General features: G+C 69.7%; 15 protein-coding genes. 10 read left to right on the top strand and 5 right to left on the bottom strand.

Annotation, left to right across the window (positions count from 1 at the left end):
• Window positions 1–75: 75 nt before the first annotated feature.
• The 3 genes from B0W88_RS02300 to B0W88_RS02290 all read left to right on the top strand — a co-directional run bounded on the left by B0W88_RS02300 (window position 76) and on the right by B0W88_RS02290 (window position 4,408).
• A complete protein-coding gene (locus B0W88_RS02300; protein ID WP_077033035.1) occupies window positions 76–2,301 on the top strand; it encodes a phosphocholine-specific phospholipase C in 2,226 nt (741 codons plus the stop codon).
• A gap of 23 nt (window positions 2,302–2,324) precedes the next feature.
• A complete protein-coding gene (locus B0W88_RS02295) occupies window positions 2,325–2,951 on the top strand; it encodes a choice-of-anchor R domain-containing protein (protein WP_083748515.1) in 627 nt (208 codons plus the stop codon).
• Window positions 2,952–3,061: 110 nt separating this feature from the next.
• Complete coding sequence (locus tag B0W88_RS02290; RefSeq protein ID WP_077033033.1) at window positions 3,062–4,408, top strand: esterase-like activity of phytase family protein; 1,347 nt, start codon at window positions 3,062–3,064, stop codon at window positions 4,406–4,408.
• Between the two features lie 2 nt (window positions 4,409–4,410).
• On the opposite strand, the gene B0W88_RS02285 is transcribed toward B0W88_RS02290, so the two are convergent.
• Both B0W88_RS02285 and B0W88_RS02280 read right to left on the bottom strand, forming a co-directional pair.
• A complete protein-coding gene (locus B0W88_RS02285; RefSeq protein ID WP_077033032.1) occupies window positions 4,411–5,628 on the bottom strand; it encodes an FAD-dependent monooxygenase in 1,218 nt (405 codons plus the stop codon).
• Window positions 5,629–5,663: 35 nt separating this feature from the next.
• Window positions 5,664–7,757 (bottom strand): Ig-like domain-containing protein, encoded by a 2,094-nt coding sequence (locus B0W88_RS02280; protein WP_144006552.1) that lies wholly within the window; start codon window positions 7,755–7,757, stop codon window positions 5,664–5,666.
• Between the two features lie 245 nt (window positions 7,758–8,002).
• Between B0W88_RS02280 and B0W88_RS02275 the strand changes: the two genes are divergently transcribed.
• On the top strand, window positions 8,003–8,986 hold the full coding sequence (locus B0W88_RS02275; RefSeq protein WP_077033030.1) for an aldo/keto reductase: 984 nt from the start codon (window positions 8,003–8,005) through the stop codon (window positions 8,984–8,986).
• A 24-nt stretch (window positions 8,987–9,010) separates the two neighbouring features.
• Here B0W88_RS02275 and B0W88_RS02270 read toward each other — a convergent pair whose 3' ends face one another.
• Both B0W88_RS02270 and B0W88_RS02265 read right to left on the bottom strand, forming a co-directional pair.
• Window positions 9,011–9,583 carry a GNAT family N-acetyltransferase gene (locus B0W88_RS02270; protein ID WP_077033029.1) on the bottom strand — a complete coding sequence of 191 codons (573 nt, stop codon included), beginning with the start codon at window positions 9,581–9,583 and terminating at the stop codon, window positions 9,011–9,013.
• A complete protein-coding gene (locus tag B0W88_RS02265; RefSeq protein ID WP_158080779.1) occupies window positions 9,580–11,016 on the bottom strand; it encodes a diguanylate cyclase in 1,437 nt (478 codons plus the stop codon). The genes B0W88_RS02270 and B0W88_RS02265 overlap by 4 nt, the downstream gene beginning before the upstream one ends.
• Window positions 11,017–11,194: 178 nt before the next feature.
• Here B0W88_RS02265 and tkt point away from each other — a divergent pair, with 178 nt between their 5' ends.
• The 3 genes from tkt (at window position 11,195) to gap (ending at window position 15,470) form a co-directional block, all read left to right on the top strand.
• Window positions 11,195–13,237, top strand: coding sequence for a transketolase (gene tkt, locus B0W88_RS02260; RefSeq protein WP_077033027.1), 2,043 nt, complete (start codon window positions 11,195–11,197; stop codon window positions 13,235–13,237).
• 130 nt (window positions 13,238–13,367) lie between these two features.
• The gene (locus B0W88_RS02255) at window positions 13,368–14,339 is read left to right on the top strand and encodes a hypothetical protein (protein WP_144006550.1); all 972 of its coding nucleotides are present in this window, start codon (window positions 13,368–13,370) and stop codon (window positions 14,337–14,339) included.
• Window positions 14,340–14,471: 132 nt separating this feature from the next.
• Window positions 14,472–15,470, top strand: coding sequence for a type I glyceraldehyde-3-phosphate dehydrogenase (gene gap / locus B0W88_RS02250; RefSeq protein WP_077033025.1), 999 nt, complete (start codon window positions 14,472–14,474; stop codon window positions 15,468–15,470).
• 16 nt (window positions 15,471–15,486) lie between these two features.
• On the opposite strand, the gene B0W88_RS02245 is transcribed toward gap, so the two are convergent.
• Window positions 15,487–16,791 (bottom strand): hypothetical protein, encoded by a 1,305-nt coding sequence (locus tag B0W88_RS02245; protein WP_077033024.1) that lies wholly within the window; start codon window positions 16,789–16,791, stop codon window positions 15,487–15,489.
• A 233-nt stretch (window positions 16,792–17,024) separates the two neighbouring features.
• On the opposite strand from B0W88_RS02245, the gene B0W88_RS02240 reads away from it, so the two are divergent.
• The 3 genes from B0W88_RS02240 to B0W88_RS02230 form a co-directional block, all read left to right on the top strand.
• Window positions 17,025–17,450 carry a hypothetical protein gene (locus B0W88_RS02240; protein WP_077033023.1) on the top strand — a complete coding sequence of 142 codons (426 nt, stop codon included), beginning with the start codon at window positions 17,025–17,027 and terminating at the stop codon, window positions 17,448–17,450.
• Window positions 17,443–17,946 (top strand): hypothetical protein, encoded by a 504-nt coding sequence (locus tag B0W88_RS02235; protein WP_077033022.1) that lies wholly within the window; start codon window positions 17,443–17,445, stop codon window positions 17,944–17,946. The genes B0W88_RS02240 and B0W88_RS02235 overlap by 8 nt, the downstream gene beginning before the upstream one ends.
• 145 nt (window positions 17,947–18,091) lie before the next feature.
• Window positions 18,092–19,955, top strand: a 1,864-nt coding sequence (locus B0W88_RS02230; RefSeq protein ID WP_077033021.1) for a S8 family serine peptidase, incomplete at its 3' end; no start/stop codon positions are given.

Genomic DNA, 19,955 nt, shown 5'->3' with positions numbered 1-19,955 from the left:
GGACATGTGCGCGTCACTGCCCGGTCACCGGCGCTTTCCAGAATCCGCCGCGTCGCATCCCCACAGGAGACCCCGATGACCGCAATCGACCGCCGCGCCGTGCTGCGCGGCCTGGCTGGCCTGGGCGCCAGCGCCGCGCTGCCGGACAGCATCCAGAAGGCCCTGGCCATCCCGGCCGCCGGCGCCACCGGCACGATCGAAGACGTCAAGCACATCGTCGTGCTGATGCAGGAGAACCGCTCCTTCGACCACTACTTCGGCATGCTGCGCGGCGTGCGCGGCTTCGGCGACCCGCGGGCCGCCAAGCGCTACGGTGGCGCCGGCGCCACGGTGTTCGAGCAGCCCAACCTGAACAGCCAGGGCGTGACGCAGAGCCCGGCGACGATCCTGCCCTACCACCCGACCGCGGCCAACCTCGGCCAGCAGTTCCTGACCGGCCTGCCGCACGCCTGGGCCGATGCCCACTCGGCCTGGAACAGCGGACGCAACGACCGCTGGGTGCCGGCCAAGGGCAAGCAGACGATGGCCTACCTGCAGCGCGCGGACATCCCGTTCTACTACGCGCTGGCCGACGCCTTCACCATCTGCGACGCCTACCACTGCTCGATCATGGCGAGCACCGACCCCAACCGCTACTACCTCTGGAGCGGCTGGTGCGGCCAGAACGGCACCGCCGCCGGCGGCATCGACGTGGCCAACACCGGCAGCACGCCGGGCTCGCTAACGCTCAATTCGAGCGGCGGCAACGCCGGCAACGGCACACCGCCCTTCGGCCCGGTCGTCAACAACGCCGAGGCCGGCTACGGCTGGACCACCTACCCCGAGCGCCTGCAGAAGGCCGGCGTCAGCTGGAAGATCTACCAGGACATCGGCCACGGCCTGAACGCCGCCGGCTCCTGGGGCTGGGACAGCGTCAATCCGTACATCGGCAACTACGGGGACAACTCGCTGCTGTACTTCAAGCAGTACCAGAACGCCCAGCCCGGCGACCCGCTGTACGACCGCGCCCGCACCGGCACCAACCTGCTCAACGGCGGCGCCTGGAACAACGGCACCCTGTTCGACCAGCTGCGCGCCGACGTGCTCAACAACACGCTGCCGCAGGTCTCCTGGATCGCCGCGCCCGAGGCCTACAGCGAGCACTCGAACTGGCCGACCAGCTACGGCGTCTGGTACATCCAGAACGTGCTGAACGCGCTGACCGCCAACCCGAGCGTCTGGGCCAGCACCGTCTTCATCATCTGCTTCGACGAGAACGACGGCTTCTTCGACCACGTCGTCGCGCCCACGCCGCCGGCATCCAGCGCGCAGGGCCTGTCCACCGTCAGCACCGTCAACGAGATCTACCCCGGCGCCGGCAGCTACGCGGCCGGCCCCTACGGCCTGGGCGCGCGCGTGCCGATGCTGGTGATCTCGCCCTGGAGCAAGGGCGGCTGGGTCAACTCGCAGGTGTTCGACCACACTTCGATCGTGCGCTTCATCGAGAAGCGTTTCGGCATCGCCGAGCCGAACATCTCGCCGTGGCGCCGCGCGGTCTGCGGCGACCTGAGCACGACGCTGGACTTCTCGCTGCCCAACACCGCGGCGGCCCGCCTGCCCAGCACCGCCGCCTATGCCGCGCCGCAGGCCGACATCGTCGCCGGCAAGAAGTACAGCAGCTACGTGCCCGCCGTGCCGGCCAGCCAGGCGCTGCCGGTGCAGGAGCCGGGCCAGCGCCTGTCGCGCGCGCTGCCCTACGAGCTGCAGGTGGACTGGCAGCCGAACGCGGACAAGCGCAGCTTCACGCTCGCCTTCACCAACACCGGCACCGCCGGCGCTTGGCTGCAGGTGCGCTCGGCCACGCTGGACACGCAGGCCGGCGGCTCGACCGGCCCCTGGGGCTACACGGTGGAGCCGGGCAAGTCGCTGACCGACACCTGGACCGCGCCCACGGTCACCAGCTACGACCTCGCCGTCCACGGCCCGAACGGCTTCTACCGCGCCTTCGCCGGCAGCCTGGACGACGGCGCCGCCAAGCTGGCCTGCCGCACGATCTACGACCGCGCCAGCGGGGGCGTCTCGCTGGTCGTCAGCAACGTCGGCACCACGGCGGCGATGGTCACCGTCACCGACCGCTACACCCAGGCCGCCTCGCACCAGCTGGTCGCGCCGGGCGCCAGCTTCCGCTCGGACTGGGCGCTGGCCGGCAGCTCGCGCTGGTACGACCTGGTGGTCGGCGCCGATGGCGACAGCCGCTTCCTCGCCCAGTTCGCCGGCCGCGTCGAGACCGGCGTGGACGGCCTGACCGATCCGCACGTCTGAAGCATCAGCAGGGAATCAACTCCATGAAGAACATTGCGCTCAAACTGGCCGTTATGGCCCTCGTCGCCGCCACGGGCTTCAGCGCCTCGGCCGCGAACCTCTACGACAACCTCGGCTCCACCCAGGACGGTGCCGATCCGATCCTCAGCTACGGCCCGCTGGCCAACTCCTTCACCACCGGCGCCGACGGCGGCCTGCTGTCCAGCATCGCCGCGCTGCTGAAGAACGACAGCGCCTCGATCGTCGGCGACCTGCGGGTGAGCCTGCATGCCGACGGCGCCGGCAGCACGCCCGGCGCCGAGCTGCTGAGCGTGGGCCTGCTGTCCAGCAGCGGCATCGCCACCGATGCGTTCGCCGCCTATTCGTTCGCGCTGTCCACGCCCTTCGCGCTGGCCGCCAACACCACCTACTGGGTCGAGATCGAGGCGGCCTCGCCGAACGCGGTCGAGTGGGCCTGGTCCGGCGACCTGAGCGCCCCCGGCGTGGCGGGCCAGTCGAACTACAGCGTGCTCTTCGGCGCCAATCCGAACAGCGCGCAGTCGCCTTACCAGATGGCGGTGAACGTCAGTGCGGTGCCGGAACCGGCCAGCATGGGCCTGCTGCTGGCGGGCCTGGTGATGGTCGGCATGAGCATCCGCCGGCGCAGCTGAAGGAAAGGGCCCGGCCGGGGAGCCGCAAGGATCATCCCCGGCGTCACGAGCGCTTCATTACGCTTCTTAACAATCGATCGGGCCAATCCTGGCATCCAAGGAGCCCGACGATGATTTTCAGGAAGAAGACCGTGCTGCTGCCGGCCCTGCTGCTGCTCGCAGCGGGCGCCGCGCAGGCCCAGCAAGCCTCGCTCGAAGGCTGGGCGCTGATGCCCGCCAACACCTTCTCGCCGGGCCCCACCAGCGGCCAGTTCGCCAGCGGCGCCGGCGGCAACCCGCTGCCGCTGGCGGGCCTGCAGCCGGTGCAGGGCTTCTCCGGCGTGCTGCCGGGCGCGGTGGCGGGCAGCTACCGCTTCATGACCGACAACGGCTTCGGCACGCAGGCCAACTCGGCCGACGCGCTGCTGCGCGTCTACGGCATCACGCCCGACTTCCGCACCGCCACCGGCGGCAGCGGCACCGTCTCCGCGGCCGACTACGCCACCGGCGCCGCGCTGCCAGGCTTCAGCGCCCAGAGCCGCATCACGCTGGCCGACCCGGACCGCAAGCTCGGCTTCACCATCCAGGCCGACTACACGAACTACTACAACAAGGCCACCAACCCGCTGGTGGACGCCAGCATCCGCAGCGGCCGCCTGCTGACCGGCGCCGACCTTGACGTCGAATCGATGCGCCGCGACAAGAACGGCAATATGTGGTTCGGCGACGAGTTCGGACCCTTCCTGGTGAAGACCGACGCGACCGGCAAGGTGCTGCGCAGCGAGATTTCGCTGGCCGGCGTGCAGGCGCCGCAGAACCCCTACCTGGGCGGCAACTCGCCGACGCTGAATTCCTCCAACGGCTTCGAGGGCATGGCGATCAATGCGGCCGGCGACCGCCTCTACACGCTGCTGGAAGGCACGGTCGCCGGCGACGCCGCCAAGACGCTGCGCATCAACGCCTTCGACGTCAACACCGAGTCCTACCTGCCGGGCAACTGGCGCTACAAGCTCGATGCCAACGGCACGAACATCGGCGACATGACCGCGATCAACGATCACGAGTTCCTCGTCATCGAGCGCAACGGCGCCACGGCCACCAGCGGCGGCACGCCGTTCAAGAAGGTCTTCCGTATCGACCTCAACGAGACCGATGCCGAGGGCAATGTCGGCAAGCACGAGGTGGTCGACCTGATGAACATCGCCGACCCGAACGACCTCAACGGCGACGGCAAGACCAGCTTCACCTTCCCCTTCGTCACGATCGAGAACGTGCTGCTGCTGGATGCCAACACGCTGCTGGTCGTGAACGACAACAACTACCCCGGCACCGGCGGCCGCGACCTGAACTCGGACAACACCGAGTTCCTGAAGATCCACCTGGACACCGCGCTGGCCGTGCCGGAGCCGGCCTCGGTGGCGATGCTGATGGCGGGGCTGGGCCTGGTCGGCTGGCGGGCCCGTCGACGCAAGGCCTAAGCTCAGCGGCGGCCGAACATCATCTGGCGGGCCAGGGCCCGCTTGACGATGGGCAGCTTCTGCAGCGCGGCGAGCCCCAGGCCGCGCGCCGCGGGCAGGCCCGGCCAGCGCCAGGCGAAGCTGCGGGCGAGGAAGTCGGTGGCGGCGATCATCGTCCAGCGGTCGGGCGCGCGCTGCCACTCGACTTTTCTCAGCGCCGTCTCGACCGGATGGCGGCGCAGCGCCTCCACCAGCGAGAAGCCATCGCGCAGGCCCAGGTTCAGGCCCTGGCCCGCGACCGGATGCAGGGTCTGCGCCGCATTGCCGATGCGCACGGTGCGGCCGTCCACCAGCGTGCGCTCGGCGTTCAGGCCCAGCGGGAAGCACTTCAGCGGGCCGATGCCGCGCAGCCGGCCGGCCTGCGCCGGCAGCAGGGTCTGGATGACGGCCAGGCGCTGGGCGTCGCTCAGCGTGGCGATCTCGTCCTCGTCCTGCGGCACGCACCAGACCAGCGCCGCGCGCTTCTCGCCCTCGCGCGGCAGCAGCGGCAGCAGGGCCAGCGGGCCGTTGCGGGTGAAGCGCTCGTAGGCGATGCCGGCGGGGCTGTCCGCGGCCAGCGTGACGGTGCCGACCCAGGCGTTCTGGCGGTAGTCGTGGGTCACGGACTTGCGCGCCTGGTCAGCGAACACGCCGCCCTCGGCCACGACCGCAAGGTCGAAGGATTCTGCGATGCCCGCGTCGATCTCCACGCCATCGGCGATCGGCTTGATCGAGGAGACCGGCGTGCCGAAGCGCGTCATCAGTCGAGCGGGCTCGCGCCGCGTCGCCTCGATCCAGGCCGCCTGCAGCGGCGCCACCAGCTGCCCGTAGCTGAGCACCGCGCCCAGCTGCGGCACGCCCTGTTCGAGGGCCGAGATCGTCACCTCCGGCTCGCCGCTGTCGCCGAACAGCGGGTGCGACAGCGTCGGCGGCGCCTGGCTCACGTGGACCTGCAGGATCGCCTGCGCGGCAGCCGCGTTCCAGGCGCCCAGGCGCTTGAGCAGCTGCACACTGCCCAGGCTCAGCGCGAGGGTGCGCGGGTCGGCCGAGACATCGCGCTCCAGCGGCCGCGCGTCGAACAGGCTGATCTGCGCCGCAGGCAGCGCGCGCGCGGCATGCAGGGCGAGGGCCAGGCCGGCCGGGCCGGCACCGATGACGGCGAGTCGAGGCGTGGACGGGTTCTGGGGCAGGGGCGGCGACATGGCCGCGTGACTATAGCGGCCGGTGTCCGGCGTGCTCACGGCCGCAGCGGCAGGCTGCTGTTGTAGCGGATCGAGCCGTAGGTCGTGGCGGGCGAGCCGCAGGTCTGCTCGAAGTCGATGGCCAGCCGGGTGAGGGTGCCGTCGGCAGCCTGCGCGATGTCCAGGACTCTCAGATGCCCCTGGGCCGAGGGGGCGGAGCAGGAGGCCGTGGAGTCGATCCAGACCACGGTGGCGTTCTGGCCGGCCGCGCCGCCGTAGGCGTACTCGTTGCCGGCCTGCAGCGAGGGCAGTTGGGCCAGCAGGCGCCACAGGCCTCGCTCGGTGGAGAGGACGGCGTCCAGCGTATTGCTCGAGGCGAAATAGCGGGTGTAGCTCGAGAAGGTACCCGCATCGACGTTGGTGTGCAGGCTCGCCGGCTGCGTGTCCTGGCGTACGCTGAGGGCCAGCGCGGAGCCGTTCGCATCGGCGAGCACCGGCAGGCTCAGCGTCTGCTTGTCGATGTCGCCGATGGCGTTGCGGACCGTGAGTTCAACGACGGCGGTGCCGTTGGCCGCCTGAGCCGCGGTAATGACGGGCTTGAGCGTGTCGGCCCCGGTGATCGTCAGCGCAGGCCCCGACACCTGGCGCCACTGCGCGCTGACGCTGCCCGTGGCGGCGCTGGAGGCGCTGGCGTCCAGCGTCAGGCTGGCCGAGCCGCCCAGCAGCAGGCCGGGCGCACCCAGGCTGGCGTTCGCCGTCACGGTCTGTGCCACGCTGACGCTGAGCGATGGGTTGTCGGCGATATGCCCGTCCGTGTCCGCGATGCGGGTGAATGAGTTGTCGAAGATGATCTGGTAGGTGCTGCCCGGTTCGAGCTGGCTGTTCGGCGTGATGCTCAGCAGCGCGCCGTCGATGCGCAGCGTGGCGGGGATGTCCGTGGGCGCCCAGTTGACGCCGGCGCGCCCGGCCGTCTTGCGCAGCACGGCCGTGTGCAGCGTGTCGGGCGCCAGCGGCCGCGAGTATTGCCAGGCGAGTTCGCCCGGCGTGGGCTGCAGGCCGCTGGTGGATGGCCGGGACAGGTTCACGAAGCCGATCGCGCTGGCGGCCTGCAGCGGCGTTGGCGACGTGCTGGCCGGGTCGATGGGCAGCCAGGGCGCGCCGGACCAGAGATAGCTGGTTGACGCATCCTCGATGCTGACCGGCTCGACGGCCGCGCCGCCGAGCAGAACCTGGAAGGTGCCGTAGCCATTGCTGGCAGGCGGTCGCACCTGCACGGCGGGGCTGCCCGACGCGCCGACGATCTGAACTTCGCCCGTGTCCGGGAAGCTGCCGAAGAAGGCCTGCCACGGCGTGCTGGTGCTGATGTCGACGCTGCCGCCCAGCAGTTCGCTGCTCAGGTGATAGGCCAGGGTCAGGCTGGTACGGGCGGTGTCGCGCCGGACCTGGCGGGTCGCGTCGAGGCGGGTCAGGATCTCGGTCTGCTGCTGGGCGCTTGCGCCGGCGCTGGCTGCGGTCGTGAACCGGATCGCGAAGGACTCGGAGGCCGATGTGATGTGAAGAGACTGGCCGAGCCGGTCGCTGCTGCCCTCCAGTGCGAGTGCGCCCATGATGCGGATCTGCCCGTCGCTGGCGAGCGGACCGAAGCCGGCGCCGAACTTCAGGGTGCCTGCCCGGGCGCTCGTGGTGGCGGCTGTCGTGACGTCGAGGTTCAGCGTGCCGCTGTAGGCGTCCTGCAGTGCGGGCAGGTAGCAGTTGTTCAGCGTGACGCTGAGCTGGTCGCCCGGGCTGGCGCGGCGATTGCCGTCGCGGTCGGCGAGAACGAGGCTGCGGCTGCCGCCGCCAGGACAGGGGCTGGTGATGGAGAGCCCCGCTGCGGCCTCGGCCTCGGCGGTCCAGTCGAGCGCCTGCTGGCCCAGGCCCATCGCCACGGTTGCGTACGTCATGCCCACCGCCGCCGACGCACTGGCCGTGGTCGCGGTCATGGCCAGCGGGCGGCTGCTGGCGGATGTCGGCGCCGGCTCGTCGGGCGCGGAGCCGCTGCCGCCGCCGCCGCCGCATCCGCCGAGCAATAGTGCGATCGCCAGTACCGTGCCCGGCTTGCCCATGACAAAACCGGCCGCGCTGCCCCCATCCCTCTTCATCTGCTTCATCGGACTTTTTTCTTGTCGTTGTTCGGCCGCTGTTCCGCGGTGTCGCGGCAGTGTAGTGAGCGGCCACGCCGTGGCCATGGGGCCATCCCCCGGGAGACTGCCGCGCTGTGCGATTGCCGCGCTTGTCCGGGGTGACGGCAAGGGGCTTTCGGAGCTGAGGCGCAAGGGCGGGCAACCGGCGCTAAGCTGCGCGACCTTCCCGATCCATCCATCCACCATCAAGCAAACAAGCGGAGGCAACAAGCATGCAATACCGTCGACTGGGCCGCAGCGGCCTGCAGGTTTCCGAGCTCTCCCTGGGCTCCTGGGTCACGTATCACAACCAGGTGGACACCAAGGCCGCCACCGAGATGCTGGCCGCCGCCTTCGATGCCGGCGTGAACTTCTTCGACAACGCCGAGGTCTATGCACAGGGCGAGAGCGAGGTCGTGATGGGCCAGGCCTTCAAGGCGCTGGGCTGGAACCGGCTGGACTACATCGTCTCCACCAAGTTCTTCTGGGGCCTGGAGCGCACCAGCAATACCGACACGAACCGCCGCAACACGCTCAACCGCAAGTACCTGATGCAGGCGATCGACGGTTCGCTCAAGCGCATGCAGCTGGACTTCATCGACCTGGTCTACTGCCACCGCCCCGACCCGGCCACGCCGGTCGAGGAGACCGTGCGCGCGATGAGCGACATGATCACGCAGGGCAAGGCGCTCTACTGGGGCACCAGCGAATGGTCGGCCGCCGACGTCCGCGCCGCGTGGGAGATCGCCGACAAGCATTCGCTGCACAAGCCGGTGATGGAGCAGCCGCAGTACCACCTGTTCCACCGCAGCCGCGTGGAGAACGAGTACGCGCGCCTCTACGAAGACACGGGCCTGGGGCTGACCACCTGGAGCCCGCTGGCCTCGGGCCTGCTGACCGGCAAGTACAAGCACGGCATTCCGGCCGGCAGCCGCGGCTCGCTGGAGAGCATGAGCTGGATGCGCGAGCAGCTGCAGGACGCGGCCAAGAACGCCGCCGTCGCCGAGCTGGAGAAGCTTGCCGCCGAGCTGGGCTGCAACGTGGCCCAGCTGGCCATCGCCTGGGTCAACCGCAATCCGCGCGTGTCCACGGTGATCCTGGGCGCCAGCAAGATCGGGCAGCTGCAGGACAACCTGGGCGCGCTGGCGGTGACGCCGAAGCTGACGCCCGAGGTGCTGGCGCGCATCGACGCGATCGCGAAGCCGCTGGCGCGCTGATCGATTGATCGATCGATCGATCGATCAGCTTGACTGGGCGCGTCGCGCCCAGTCGCTGCGCAGCAGGCCGTACAGGGCGCTGTCCGAGACCTCGCCCGACACGATCCAGCGCTCGCGCAGCAGGCCTTCGCGCATGAAGCCCAGCCTCTCCAGTGTCTTCGCGGAGCCTTCGTTGCGCGGGTCGATGTCGGCCTCGATGCGATGCAGGTCCATCACCGGGCCGAAGCCGAAGCCGACCAGCGCGGTCAGCGCCTCGTGCATCAGCCCCCGGCCCCAGGCCGCGCGGCCGAGCACATAGCCGATCTCGGCGCGCCGGCACTGGCGCGACCAGTTGAACAGCGTGCAGTCGCCGACCAGCCGGCTCTCGTGTTCGACTGCCAGCCGCAGGTGCGTGCCGGCGGCCATGTCGACGGCGTCCTGCGCGATGCGGGCCTCGGCCTGGGCGATGTCGGTCCAGGCCGGGCGGCTGAGGTAGCGCGCCACCTCGGGATCGGCATTGATCGCCAGCAGGGCGGCGGCGTCCGCGGGCGCCGTGGGCCGCAGCGTCAGGCGCGCGGTGTGCAGGGCGAGGGTGGCGAAGCTCGTTGTCGTGCTCAAAACGTCGGGGCCTGCACGATGCGGTTGCGGCCGTGCGACTTGGCCTGGTAGAGCGCCAGGTCGGCCTGGGCGAGCCAGCTCGCCGCCGAGCCGAGGCTGTTCGCCTGCCCGCTCACCAGGCCCATGCTCAGCGTCACGTCGGGCCCTTGCGGCGACAGCTCGTGCTGGATTGCGGCCTCGCGCAGCAGCTGCTGCACCCGTGTGGCCACCGCCATCGCGCCGCCGGCGTCGGTGTGCGGCAGCAGCAGCACGAACTCCTCGCCGCCGTAGCGGGCGGCCAGGTCGCTGGGCCGGTTGGCGCTCTGGCGCAGCACCTCGGCCACCTTCTGCAGGCAGGCGTCGCCGGCCGGGTGCCCGTAGTGGTCGTTGTAGAGCTTGAAGAAGTCCACGTCGATCAGCAGCAGCGCCAGCGGCTCGCTGGAGCGCAGCGCGCGACGCCATTCGTCCTCCAGCCGGTTCATCAGCAGGCGGCGGTTGGCCAGCTCGGTCAGCGCGTCGGTGGTGGACAGGCGCAGCAGCTGCTCGTTGGCATGCTGCAGGTCGACCTCGAAGCGCTTGCGCTCGGTGATGTCGGTCAGCACCGCGACGAAGACGCGCACGCCGTTGTTGCGCACCTCGGCGAGGGCCAGTTGCACCGTCAGCTCGCGGCCGCCCTGGTGCAGCACACCCAGCTCGCGCTGGCGGCCCAGCAGCTCGCGGTCACCGGCTTCCAGCCAGGCCTGCATGTCGGCGCGCAGCAGCGCGCGGGTGGCCTCGTCCATCAGCAGGCCGACGTCGCGGCCCAGCAGCTCCTCGGGCGCGTAGCCGAGCATGCGCTCGGTGGCCGCGTTGGCGCTGGCGATCAGGCCGGCCTCGTCCAGCGTGAGGATCGCCACGCCGGCGGTGCCGATGATGGCCTGCAACTGCGCCTGGCTGCTCTGCAGCGCGCGCTCCTTGGCGATCAGCTCGGACACGTCCTGCCGGGTGCAGACGAGATGGCCTTCGGGGGTGCGGCGCTCGTGCAGCAGCGTGGCGCGGCCGTCGGCCCACTGCTGCAGCAGCGGGCGCTCCAGCTTGCCGCGCTGGGCCAGGCGCTCCTGCATCCAGGTGTCGGGATCGGCCTGCGCTTCCAACGGCAGCGTGCCGTTGCGGCGACTGGTTTCGAGCAGCTCGGCGAAGCGGTCGGGGCCGTCGAAATGCTGGGCCGGGAACCAGTCGCGCACGCGCCGGTTGGCCAGCACCAGGCGGTCCTCGGCGTCGTAGATCTCGACGCCGACCTGCAGCGCGTCGATCGCGTTCTCCAGCAGGCGGTGCTGCTGCTCGGCGTCGGCGCGGGCGGATTCGAGGTTGGCATGGGCCTGAGCCAGCTCGCGGCGCGCGGTGATGACGCGGCGCCAGGCGGCTGCGAGCAGCACGACAGCCGCCGCTAGCAGCAAGGCAAAGGCTGTGTTCATTGGTGCGCTCCCATCCGGGGCATTCTGGCCCAAGCGGAGAGAGGGCGGCCAGTCGGTGCTAATCCTGAGCATCAGCGGCGTCCGCCACGGGCCGGCGAGGCGGTTTCTTCCGGTTTCCGCCGCCCCGCTAAAATCCGCCGTTTCGTCCGCAACACCCTCTTCCTCCTCCACCGCCGCCATGTCCGACACCTCCAGCTCTCCCACCCTGATGGCCAACGCCATCCGCGCCCTGGCCATGGACGCCGTGCAGGCCGCCAACTCCGGCCACCCCGGCGCGCCGATGGGCATGGCCGACATCGCCGTCGCGCTGTGGGACCGCCACCTGCGCCACAACCCGGCCAACCCGCAGTGGGCCAACCGCGACCGCTTCGTGCTCTCGAACGGCCACGGCTCGATGCTGATCTACGCGCTGCTGCATCTCACGGGCTATGAGCTGCCGATCGGTGAGCTGAAGGCCTTCCGCCAGCTGCACAGCAAGACCCCGGGCCATCCGGAAGTGGGCATCACCCCGGGCATCGAGACCACCACCGGCCCGCTGGGCCAGGGCATCACCAATGCGGTGGGCCTGGCGCTGGCCGAGAAGATGCTGGCCAAGGAATTCAACCGCGACGGCCATGCCATCGTCGACCACCACACCTACGTCTTCCTGGGCGACGGCTGCCTGATGGAAGGCATCAGCCACGAGGCCTGCGCGCTGGCCGGCGCCTGGAAGCTGAACAAGCTGATCGCTGTCTACGACGACAACGGCATCTCGATCGACGGCCAAGTGGCTCCCTGGTTCATCGACGACACCGCCAAGCGCTTCGACGCCTACGGCTGGAACGTGATCGGCCCGATCGACGGCCATGACGTGGACGCCGTCGACGCCGCCATCGCCCAGGCCAAGACCAGCACCGACAAGCCCAGCATCGTCATCGCCAAGACCATCATCGGCAAGGGCTCGCCGAACCGCGCCAACACCGCCAAGGCCCACGGCGAGGCGCTCGGTAACGACGAGATCAAGCTGACCCGCGAGGCGCTGGGCTGGGCCCACGAGCCCTTCGTGATCCCCGAGGCCGTGTACGCCGACTGGGACGCCAAGGCCGCCGGCGCCGCCACCGAAGCCGAGTGGGACCAGCGCTTCGACGCCTACGCCGCCGCCTTCCCCGAGCAGGCTGCCGAGTTCCAGCGCCGCATGGCCGGCGTGCTGCCGAAGGACTTCGCGCAGGTGGCCGTGGACGCGGTCATCGAGGCCCACACCAAGGCCGAGACCGTGGCCAGCCGCAAGGCCAGCCAGCTGGCGCTGGAGCACTTCACCGCCAAGCTGCCCGAGATGCTGGGCGGCAGCGCCGACCTGACCGGCTCCAACCTGACCAACACCAAGGCCGCCACGGCCTTCCGCCTGCTGGAGGACGGCACGCCCAACGGCGGCCGCCACATCAACTACGGCGTGCGCGAGTTCGGCATGGCCGCGATCATGAACGGCATCGCCCTGCACGGCGGCTACATCCCCTACGGCGGCACCTTCCTGACCTTCAGCGACTACAGCCGCAACGCCATCCGCATGGCCGCGCTGATGAAGCAACGTGTCATCCATGTGTTCACCCACGACTCGATCGGCCTGGGCGAAGACGGCCCGACCCACCAGTCGATCGAGCACGTCTCCAGCCTGCGCCTGATCCCGGGCCTGGACGTGTGGCGCCCGGCCGACACGGCCGAGACGGCGGTGGCCTGGACCATGGCGCTGAGCAACGCCCAGCGCCCCAGCGTGCTGGCGCTCTCCCGGCAGAACCTGCCCTATGCCGGCAAGCTGGCGCTGGACGAGATCAGCAAGGGCGGCTACGTGCTGCGCGAGGCCGCGAAGAAGGCCAAGGGCGTGATCATCGCCACCGGCTCCGAAGTGCAGCTGGCCCTGGCCGCGCAGGAGAAGCTGGCCGCCGAAGGCATCCACGTGCGCGTGGTCTCGATGCCCTCGACCAGCGTGTTCGACCGCCAGGACGCCAAGTACAAGCAGGGCGTGCTGCCGGCCGGCCTGCCGCGCGTGGCCGTGGAAATGGGCGTCAGCGACTACTGGTGGAAGTACGGCGTCTCCGCCGTCGTCGGCATCGACACCTATGGCGAATCGGCGCCGGCGCCGGTACTGTTCAAGCACTTCGGCTTCACGGCGGAGAACGTCGTGGACACGGTCAAGGTGGCGCTGGGCGTGGCGCGGCTGAAGGCACCGAAGAAGAGCAAGGGTTGATCGGGATCCGGGCTGGGCGACCAGCCTGATGCTGCGATGACCGGGGCCTTGGGCCCCGGTTTTGTTTTGGCGTCAACGATTACAGGGGAGCTACAAGATGATGAAGAGGAAGACGAAGGGAAGCAGCTTTGTGCGATTTCTGCTGGTCGGCCTGGGTGCCTGGGCGCTGGCCGGCCTGGCCTGCGCGCAGGATGCCGCGCCGCCCGAACGGCCGGCGGCGGTGGCCTGCCTGCGCAAGCCCGCGGAGCCGCTGAAGTACCCCGAGCGCGCCCGCGAACTGCGCGACAGTGGCCGCCTGAAGGCCCGCCTGACCTTCACCGGCGCCGACCGCGCGCCGCGGGTCGAGCTGCTGGCCTGGAGCGGCTCTCCCGAGATGGCCGAGGCGGCCGAGCTCTACCTGCGGGGCTACCGCCTGCCGTGCCTGGCCGCCGGCGAACGGGTCGCGCTGGACCAGGAGATCGTCTTCACCGCGTCGGCGGACGAGGACCAGGCCGCCATGACGGCAAGCGCCAGCGCAGGCGTCTGGGACTGCCTGCGCACGCCGCCCCCGTTCAGCTATCAAGAGGACATGCAGACCGGCCGCCTGATCAAGCAGAAGGCCAACGGCACGCTGCTGCTGGAGTTGAGCTTCGCGGCGCCCGATGCGGCGCCGAAGATCCGCATGCTCTACAACACCACGCCGCACGCCTTCACGGCCGCCGCGGAGAGCGATGCCGCCGGCTACCGCCTGCCCTGCATGACGCCGGGCAGCGGCCCCTACGTCCACAAGCAGGTCTACCGCTTCAAGTCCTTCGCGCGCGAACGCGACCTGGTGCTCAAGGACATGGGGCTGATGGACTTCCTGCGCGCCGTGAAGGATCCGGACAAGGTGCCGGTGAAGTTCGACCTCGGCAGCATGGCCTGTCCCTTCAAGCTGAAGTGGCGCATGTACCAGCCGGCCGACAGCAACGTCGTGCGCGAGGTCGGCGCCCCTGTGGCGCAGCGCCGGGCCTTCATCGAGTGGCTGTCCACGCTGAGCCTGGACCTCGGCAAGGACCAGGTCGAGGCGCTGCTGGGGGCCGAGACGGTGATCACCGTGCCGTGCGGGACGATCGAGCTCTGACGCCGGCTTGCCGGCCCGCCATGCCTCCTGATCAGCGCCGGTAACCGCCAGCGGTTATCCTTGCGGCTTCGCCGTCCCGCCTGCGAAGCGGGACGAGCCACGGCTTTCTTTATCCCTCCAGGAGACCTCCACATGACGATCAAGATCGGTATCAACGGCTTCGGCCGCATCGGCCGCATGGTGTTCCGTGCCGCCATCGCCAACTTCAAGGACGTTGAAGTCGTCGGCATCAACGACCTGCTGGAGCCGGACTACCTGGCTTACATGCTCAAGCACGATTCCGTGCACGGCAAGTTCGACGGCGAGGTCTCGGTGGACGGCCAGACGCTGATCGTCAACGGCAAGCGCATCCGCCTGACCGCGGTCAAGGACCCGGCCGAGCTGAAGTGGAACGAGGTGGGCGCCGACATCGTCGTCGAGTCCACCGGCCTGTTCCTGGACAAGGCTGGCGGCGAGAAGCACCTGGCCGCGGGCGCCAAGAAGGTGATCATGTCGGCCCCGTCCAAGGACGACACGCCGATGTTCGTCTACGGCGTCAACGACAAGTCCTACGCCGGCCAGGCCATCATCTCCAACGCGTCGTGCACCACCAACTGCCTGGCCCCGCTGGCCAAGGTGCTGAACGACAAGTGGGGCATCAAGCGCGGCCTGATGACCACCGTGCACGCCGCCACCGCCACGCAGAAGACCGTCGACGGCCCGAGCAACAAGGACTGGCGCGGCGGCCGCGGCATCCTCGAGAACATCATCCCGAGCAGCACCGGCGCGGCCAAGGCCGTGGGCGTCGTGATCCCCGAGCTGAACAAGAAGCTCACCGGCATGGCCTTCCGCGTGCCGACCAGCGACGTCTCCGTGGTCGACCTGACCGTCGAGCTGAACAACAACGCCACCTACGCCGAGATCTGCGCCGAGTTCAAGGCCCAGAGCGAGGGCGCGCTGAAGGGCGTGCTGGGCTACACCGAGGAGAAGGTGGTGGCCACCGACTTCCGCGGCGATTCGCGCACCTCGATCTTCGACGCCGACGCCGGCATCGCGCTGGACGGTACCTTCGTCAAGCTGGTGTCCTGGTACGACAACGAGTGGGGCTACTCGAACAAGGTGCTGGAGATGGTCCGCGTCGTCGCCAAGTAAGCACTAACGGCCAGTTTCAGCTGACCACCGAAAGCCCGCGCGAGCGGGCTTTTTTGTGCCCGAACACGGCCAGCAGCCCCGCCAGCCACAGCGCCGCGGTGGCCGGCTCCGGCACCGGCGCCTGGGCCGAGGTGTCGAAGCTGATGGTGAAGGCGGGATCGGCCGAGGCGCCGGAGATCAGCCCGATCTCGTAGACGCCCGCGGGCAGGTCCGCACCGAGCGTGCCGTTGAAGTTGTTGCCGGCCTGGTCCAGCGCCAGGCGGCCGATCACCGTGCCGGTGTCGAAGTCGATCAGCTTGAAGGTGAACTCGGCGGTGGCATCGGCGCCGGTGAGCGTGGCGGTGGCGGCGAAGTGGCCGCCGTTCCAGACGAACTTGTAGAAGTCCACGTCGGGCGCGCCGCCGATCGTGCCGCTGATGGCGCCGACCTGCTGGATCACGCGCGGGAGCGCCACGGGCGCGTCCTGCGTGCCGCCCTGGAAGTCGACCAGGGTCTGCGGCACGGCCGGTCCCGCCGCGGTGGAGAAGGTGCCGAAGGTGTAGTTGCCCATCTCGTGGCCGCTGCAGTAGGGGCCGGTGGTGCAGGTCCAGCTGTCGTAGTTGACGTAGTAGCCGTAGTTCGTGCCGGACTGCAGCGTGTTGGCGCCCAGCGTGAAGCTGGTGGAGGACGAGGTCATGTTGGGCGACTGGTAGACCACCTGCAGCGTGGACAGGTCGATGATGCCGACCTGCGCGTAGGGCACGACCTCGTTCGGGTTGACGCTGCTGCCGAAGCCCTGGAAGGACTTGAACGCGAAGGTGAACGGGGAGGCCGCGTTCATGCCCTGCAGGCTGGCGTAGTTCGTCAAGGTCGGCACGGCGGAGGCCATCGTGCTGTTCTTCAGCAGCCCGGCGTTGAAGTTCAGCGTCACGCTGGTCGGGTTGCCGGCGGCCGGGGCGGTGAAGACGTAGGCGCCGCCCGGGTAGGCGGTGAGCAGCTGGTTCAGCGAGCCGTAGTCCTGCGCGTTGTAGTCGAAGTGGTAGTTGACGTCGTTCCAGTCGTAGCCGGGCGTCAGCGCAAGGGGGGTGCTGCTGCCGGGGCGCGTCATCGTCGCGCCCGCGCCCTGGTTCGCGGTGGCCGTGGCCACCGTGAAGGTGATCTTGGCATTGCCGCCGATATCGGAAGCCAGGCCGCCCAGCGGGCCCTGGCTCCATGGCACGACGCCGTTGGCGTCCTGGTAGAAGTTTTGCTGGACGTAGACGGCGACCGAGGCGATGCCGGCATGCGCAGGTGCCGCGGCAACAACCGCCGCCAGCGCGATCAGAGTCCTGAGACCAGTCATTTTGCGGATCCTCCTGAGAGTCACGGAATCCTCCCTGTGTTTCCAAGCAGGCGGATGGTCGCGCCGCGTGGCCGGACTGTCGTCGTCAACACTGTGGAATTGGCCGATCGGGACATAAGCGCCCGGGCCAGTAACGGCCCGTTTCAACTGACTGCCAGCCTTCTCGTTCCGCGGAAGGATGCCGGCGCGACCCATCGCCCCTATCGTGGACGGCAGCAGTAGGAGGTGTCGTCATGGTCGTGATCCGCGTGTTCCTGTGGTGCCTGGTGTCCGGGCTCTTCTTCGCGCCGCTGGCCGGCTGCGGCGAGCGCAGCAGCGCGGCGGCGGCCTACCTTCAGGGCGCCGAGATCCAGGTCGAGAACGAGGCCCAGCGGGCCGAACTGCGGCGAGGCCTGACCGACCTGCTCGACAAGCCGGCATCCGAGCTGCGCCAGGCCCGTTACGCGGCGGCCGACGGCGAGCCGGCGCGGCGCGACCTGGTCCAGCTGCTGCGCGGCCACCTCGTGCCCGCCCAGGCGACGCCACTGGATGCCGAGGCGCTCTACGCCGACAAGGACAGGCCCGACGTCCGCGCCGCGGTGCTGCAGCTGATGGGCCGCATCGATGCCGCCGCCGCACGCAGCACCACGATCCGCAGGAGGGGACCCCACCATGGCTAAATGCAGTGTTCATCCGGGCCTTGCCAGCGTCGGCAAGGTCAACGGCGTCGAGGTCTGCGACCAGTGCAACAAGCAGATCGCCGCCGCGGTCAAGGCGCTCGACAAGCATGTGGAGCCCAAGGGCTGCATGGTCTGGTACGAGGGCGGCAAGAAGGGCTGGCAGCCGATCCCGGGCACCGGCTGCGCGCACTGGCTGGCCCATGACCAGGGCATCAAGCGCGGCGGCAAGGGCGAGCAGTGCATGCTGGGCTACCCTTTTCGCGTCAGCACGGCGGTCGGCGGACGCAAGGCCGTGAAGCTGGCCGAGGTCAAGGTCGGCGACTTCTTCGTCAAGCCGGACCAGAGCCATTGCGGCCTGGTGGTCAAGGTCACGCCCGACCCGAAGAACCCCGACCACCCGACCGTCATCATCCGCAGCGACTCCAGCGCCCAGGGCAAGGTGGCCGACAACGACTTCGACGGCTACTACAGCGGCAAGGGCAGCTTCGTGCGCTGAACAGGGCGTGACGGGTTGGCGATCCGCGCGGATTTGCGCGTTTCTTTGTCCGATTCTTTACCTCTTCCGGTCAGGAGCGGCACCTACACTGCCGCGACGCGCGGCGATGATCGAGGCCGGCAACGCACAGCTGAGGTTGAGAGTTATGGGACGACGCATTTCCACGATCGCGCTGGGCCTGGCCGCGCTGCTGGCCGCGGGTGCGAACCTGCTGCCGGCCACGGCGGCGGCCGATACGACGACGGTGGCATCGAGCAACGAGGTGGGCCGCGTGATCGTGCGCTTCAAGGCGGGTGCCGATTCGGTGCGGGCCCGCGCGATGACCCGCGCCATGTCGCGCAGCGAGGTGGCCGACGTGGCCCAGACTCGTGCCACGGCGCTGGGCATGCGGCGCGGCCTCAGCACCAGCGGGACGACGCGCATCCGCGCCGGCCGCAGCCTGGACGAGCGCACGCAGGTGGTGGTCGTGCAGGGCATCAGCTCGGCGGCGCTGGCGGCCAAGCTGGCCGCCGACGGCGAGGTGGAGATGGCCGTCGTGGACCAGCGGCGCCGCATCGCCGCGCTGCCCAATGACACGCTGTTCGGCAGCGCCACGCCGAATGCGGTCGTCACCGGCGGCGCCTACCCGACCCGCGTGATCGACCAGTGGTACCTGAAGGCGCCCACCGCCACGGTGGCAAGCAGCGATTCGGACGTGGTGTCGAGCATCAATGCGCCGGCGGCCTGGGACGTGACCACCGGTTCGTCCAGCGTGGTCGTCGCGGTGATCGACACCGGCGTGCGCTATGACCATCCGGACCTCGGCAGCAAGCTGCTGACCGGCTACGACTTCATCGGCTTCGCCGAGAACGGCGATACCGCTTCGGTGGCCGTCGCCAACGACGGCAACGGCGCCGATGCCGATGCCAGCGACCCGGGCGACTGGGTCAGCCAGGCCGACATCAATGCCGGCAATCTCGGCAGCGGCTGCACCAGCTCCGACATCAGCAACAGCTCCTGGCACGGCACCCGCGTCTCCGGCCTGGTGGGCGCGTTGAGCAACAACGGCGTGGGCATGGCCGGCGTCTCGTGGAATTCGCCGGTGCTGCCGGTGCGGGTGCTCGGCAAGTGCGGCGGCTACGACTCCGACATCATCGCCGGCATGAAGTGGGCCGCCGGCGTCAGTTTCACCGGCCAGCCGTCCACCAATCCGACGCCGGCCAAGGTGCTCAACCTGAGCCTGGGCGGCACCGGCACCTGCGGTACCACCGGCGTGGGCGGCCTGTACCGCGACGCGATCTCGCAGATCAATGCCAAGGGCGCGGTCGTCGTCGTGGCTGCGGGCAACAGCGAAGGCCTGGCCGTCGGCCTGCCGGGCAACTGCCCGGGCGTGATCGCAGTGACCGGCCTGCGCCATGTGGGCAGCAAGGTGGGCTTCTCCAGCATCGGTAGCGAAGTGGCCATCGCCGCGCCGGGCGGCAACTGCATCAACACGGGCACCAACCAGCCCTGCCTGTACCCCATCGTCAGCACGGTCAACACCGGCACGCAGGGCCCCAGCACCAACGACTACACCGGCAGCTCGGCCTCGGTCGGCACCAGCTTCTCCACGCCGCTGGTCGCCGGCACCGTGGCGCTGATGCTGTCCGCCAATTCAAGCCTGACCCCGACCCAGGTCAAGGCCATCCTGCAGAGCACCGCGCGGCCCTTCGTCACCAGCGGCGCCACCGCCGGCACCGTGGCCTGCCACGCCCCGACCAGCGTCGCCCAGGACGAGTGCTACTGCACCACCGCCACCTGTGGCGCCGGCATGCTCGACGCCGCCAAGGCGGTGGCTCTGGCCGTCTCCGCCGGCACCGGCACCGTCACCGTGACTGCCACGCCGACCACAACGACCGCCGGCCAGACGGTGGCCCTGAGCGCCACCAGCGGCCTGTCCAGCGCCCTGACGGTGGCCAGCACGACCTGGAGCGTCGTCAGCGGTCCGGGCACGGTCAGCGGCAGCGGCACCTCGGCCACGCTGACCACCA

Source organism: Pelomonas sp. KK5, from assembly GCF_001984095.1.
In the GTDB taxonomy this organism is placed as follows: domain Bacteria; phylum Pseudomonadota; class Gammaproteobacteria; order Burkholderiales; family Burkholderiaceae_C; genus KK5.
This window is presented reverse-complemented; position numbering and strand designations above follow the sequence as displayed.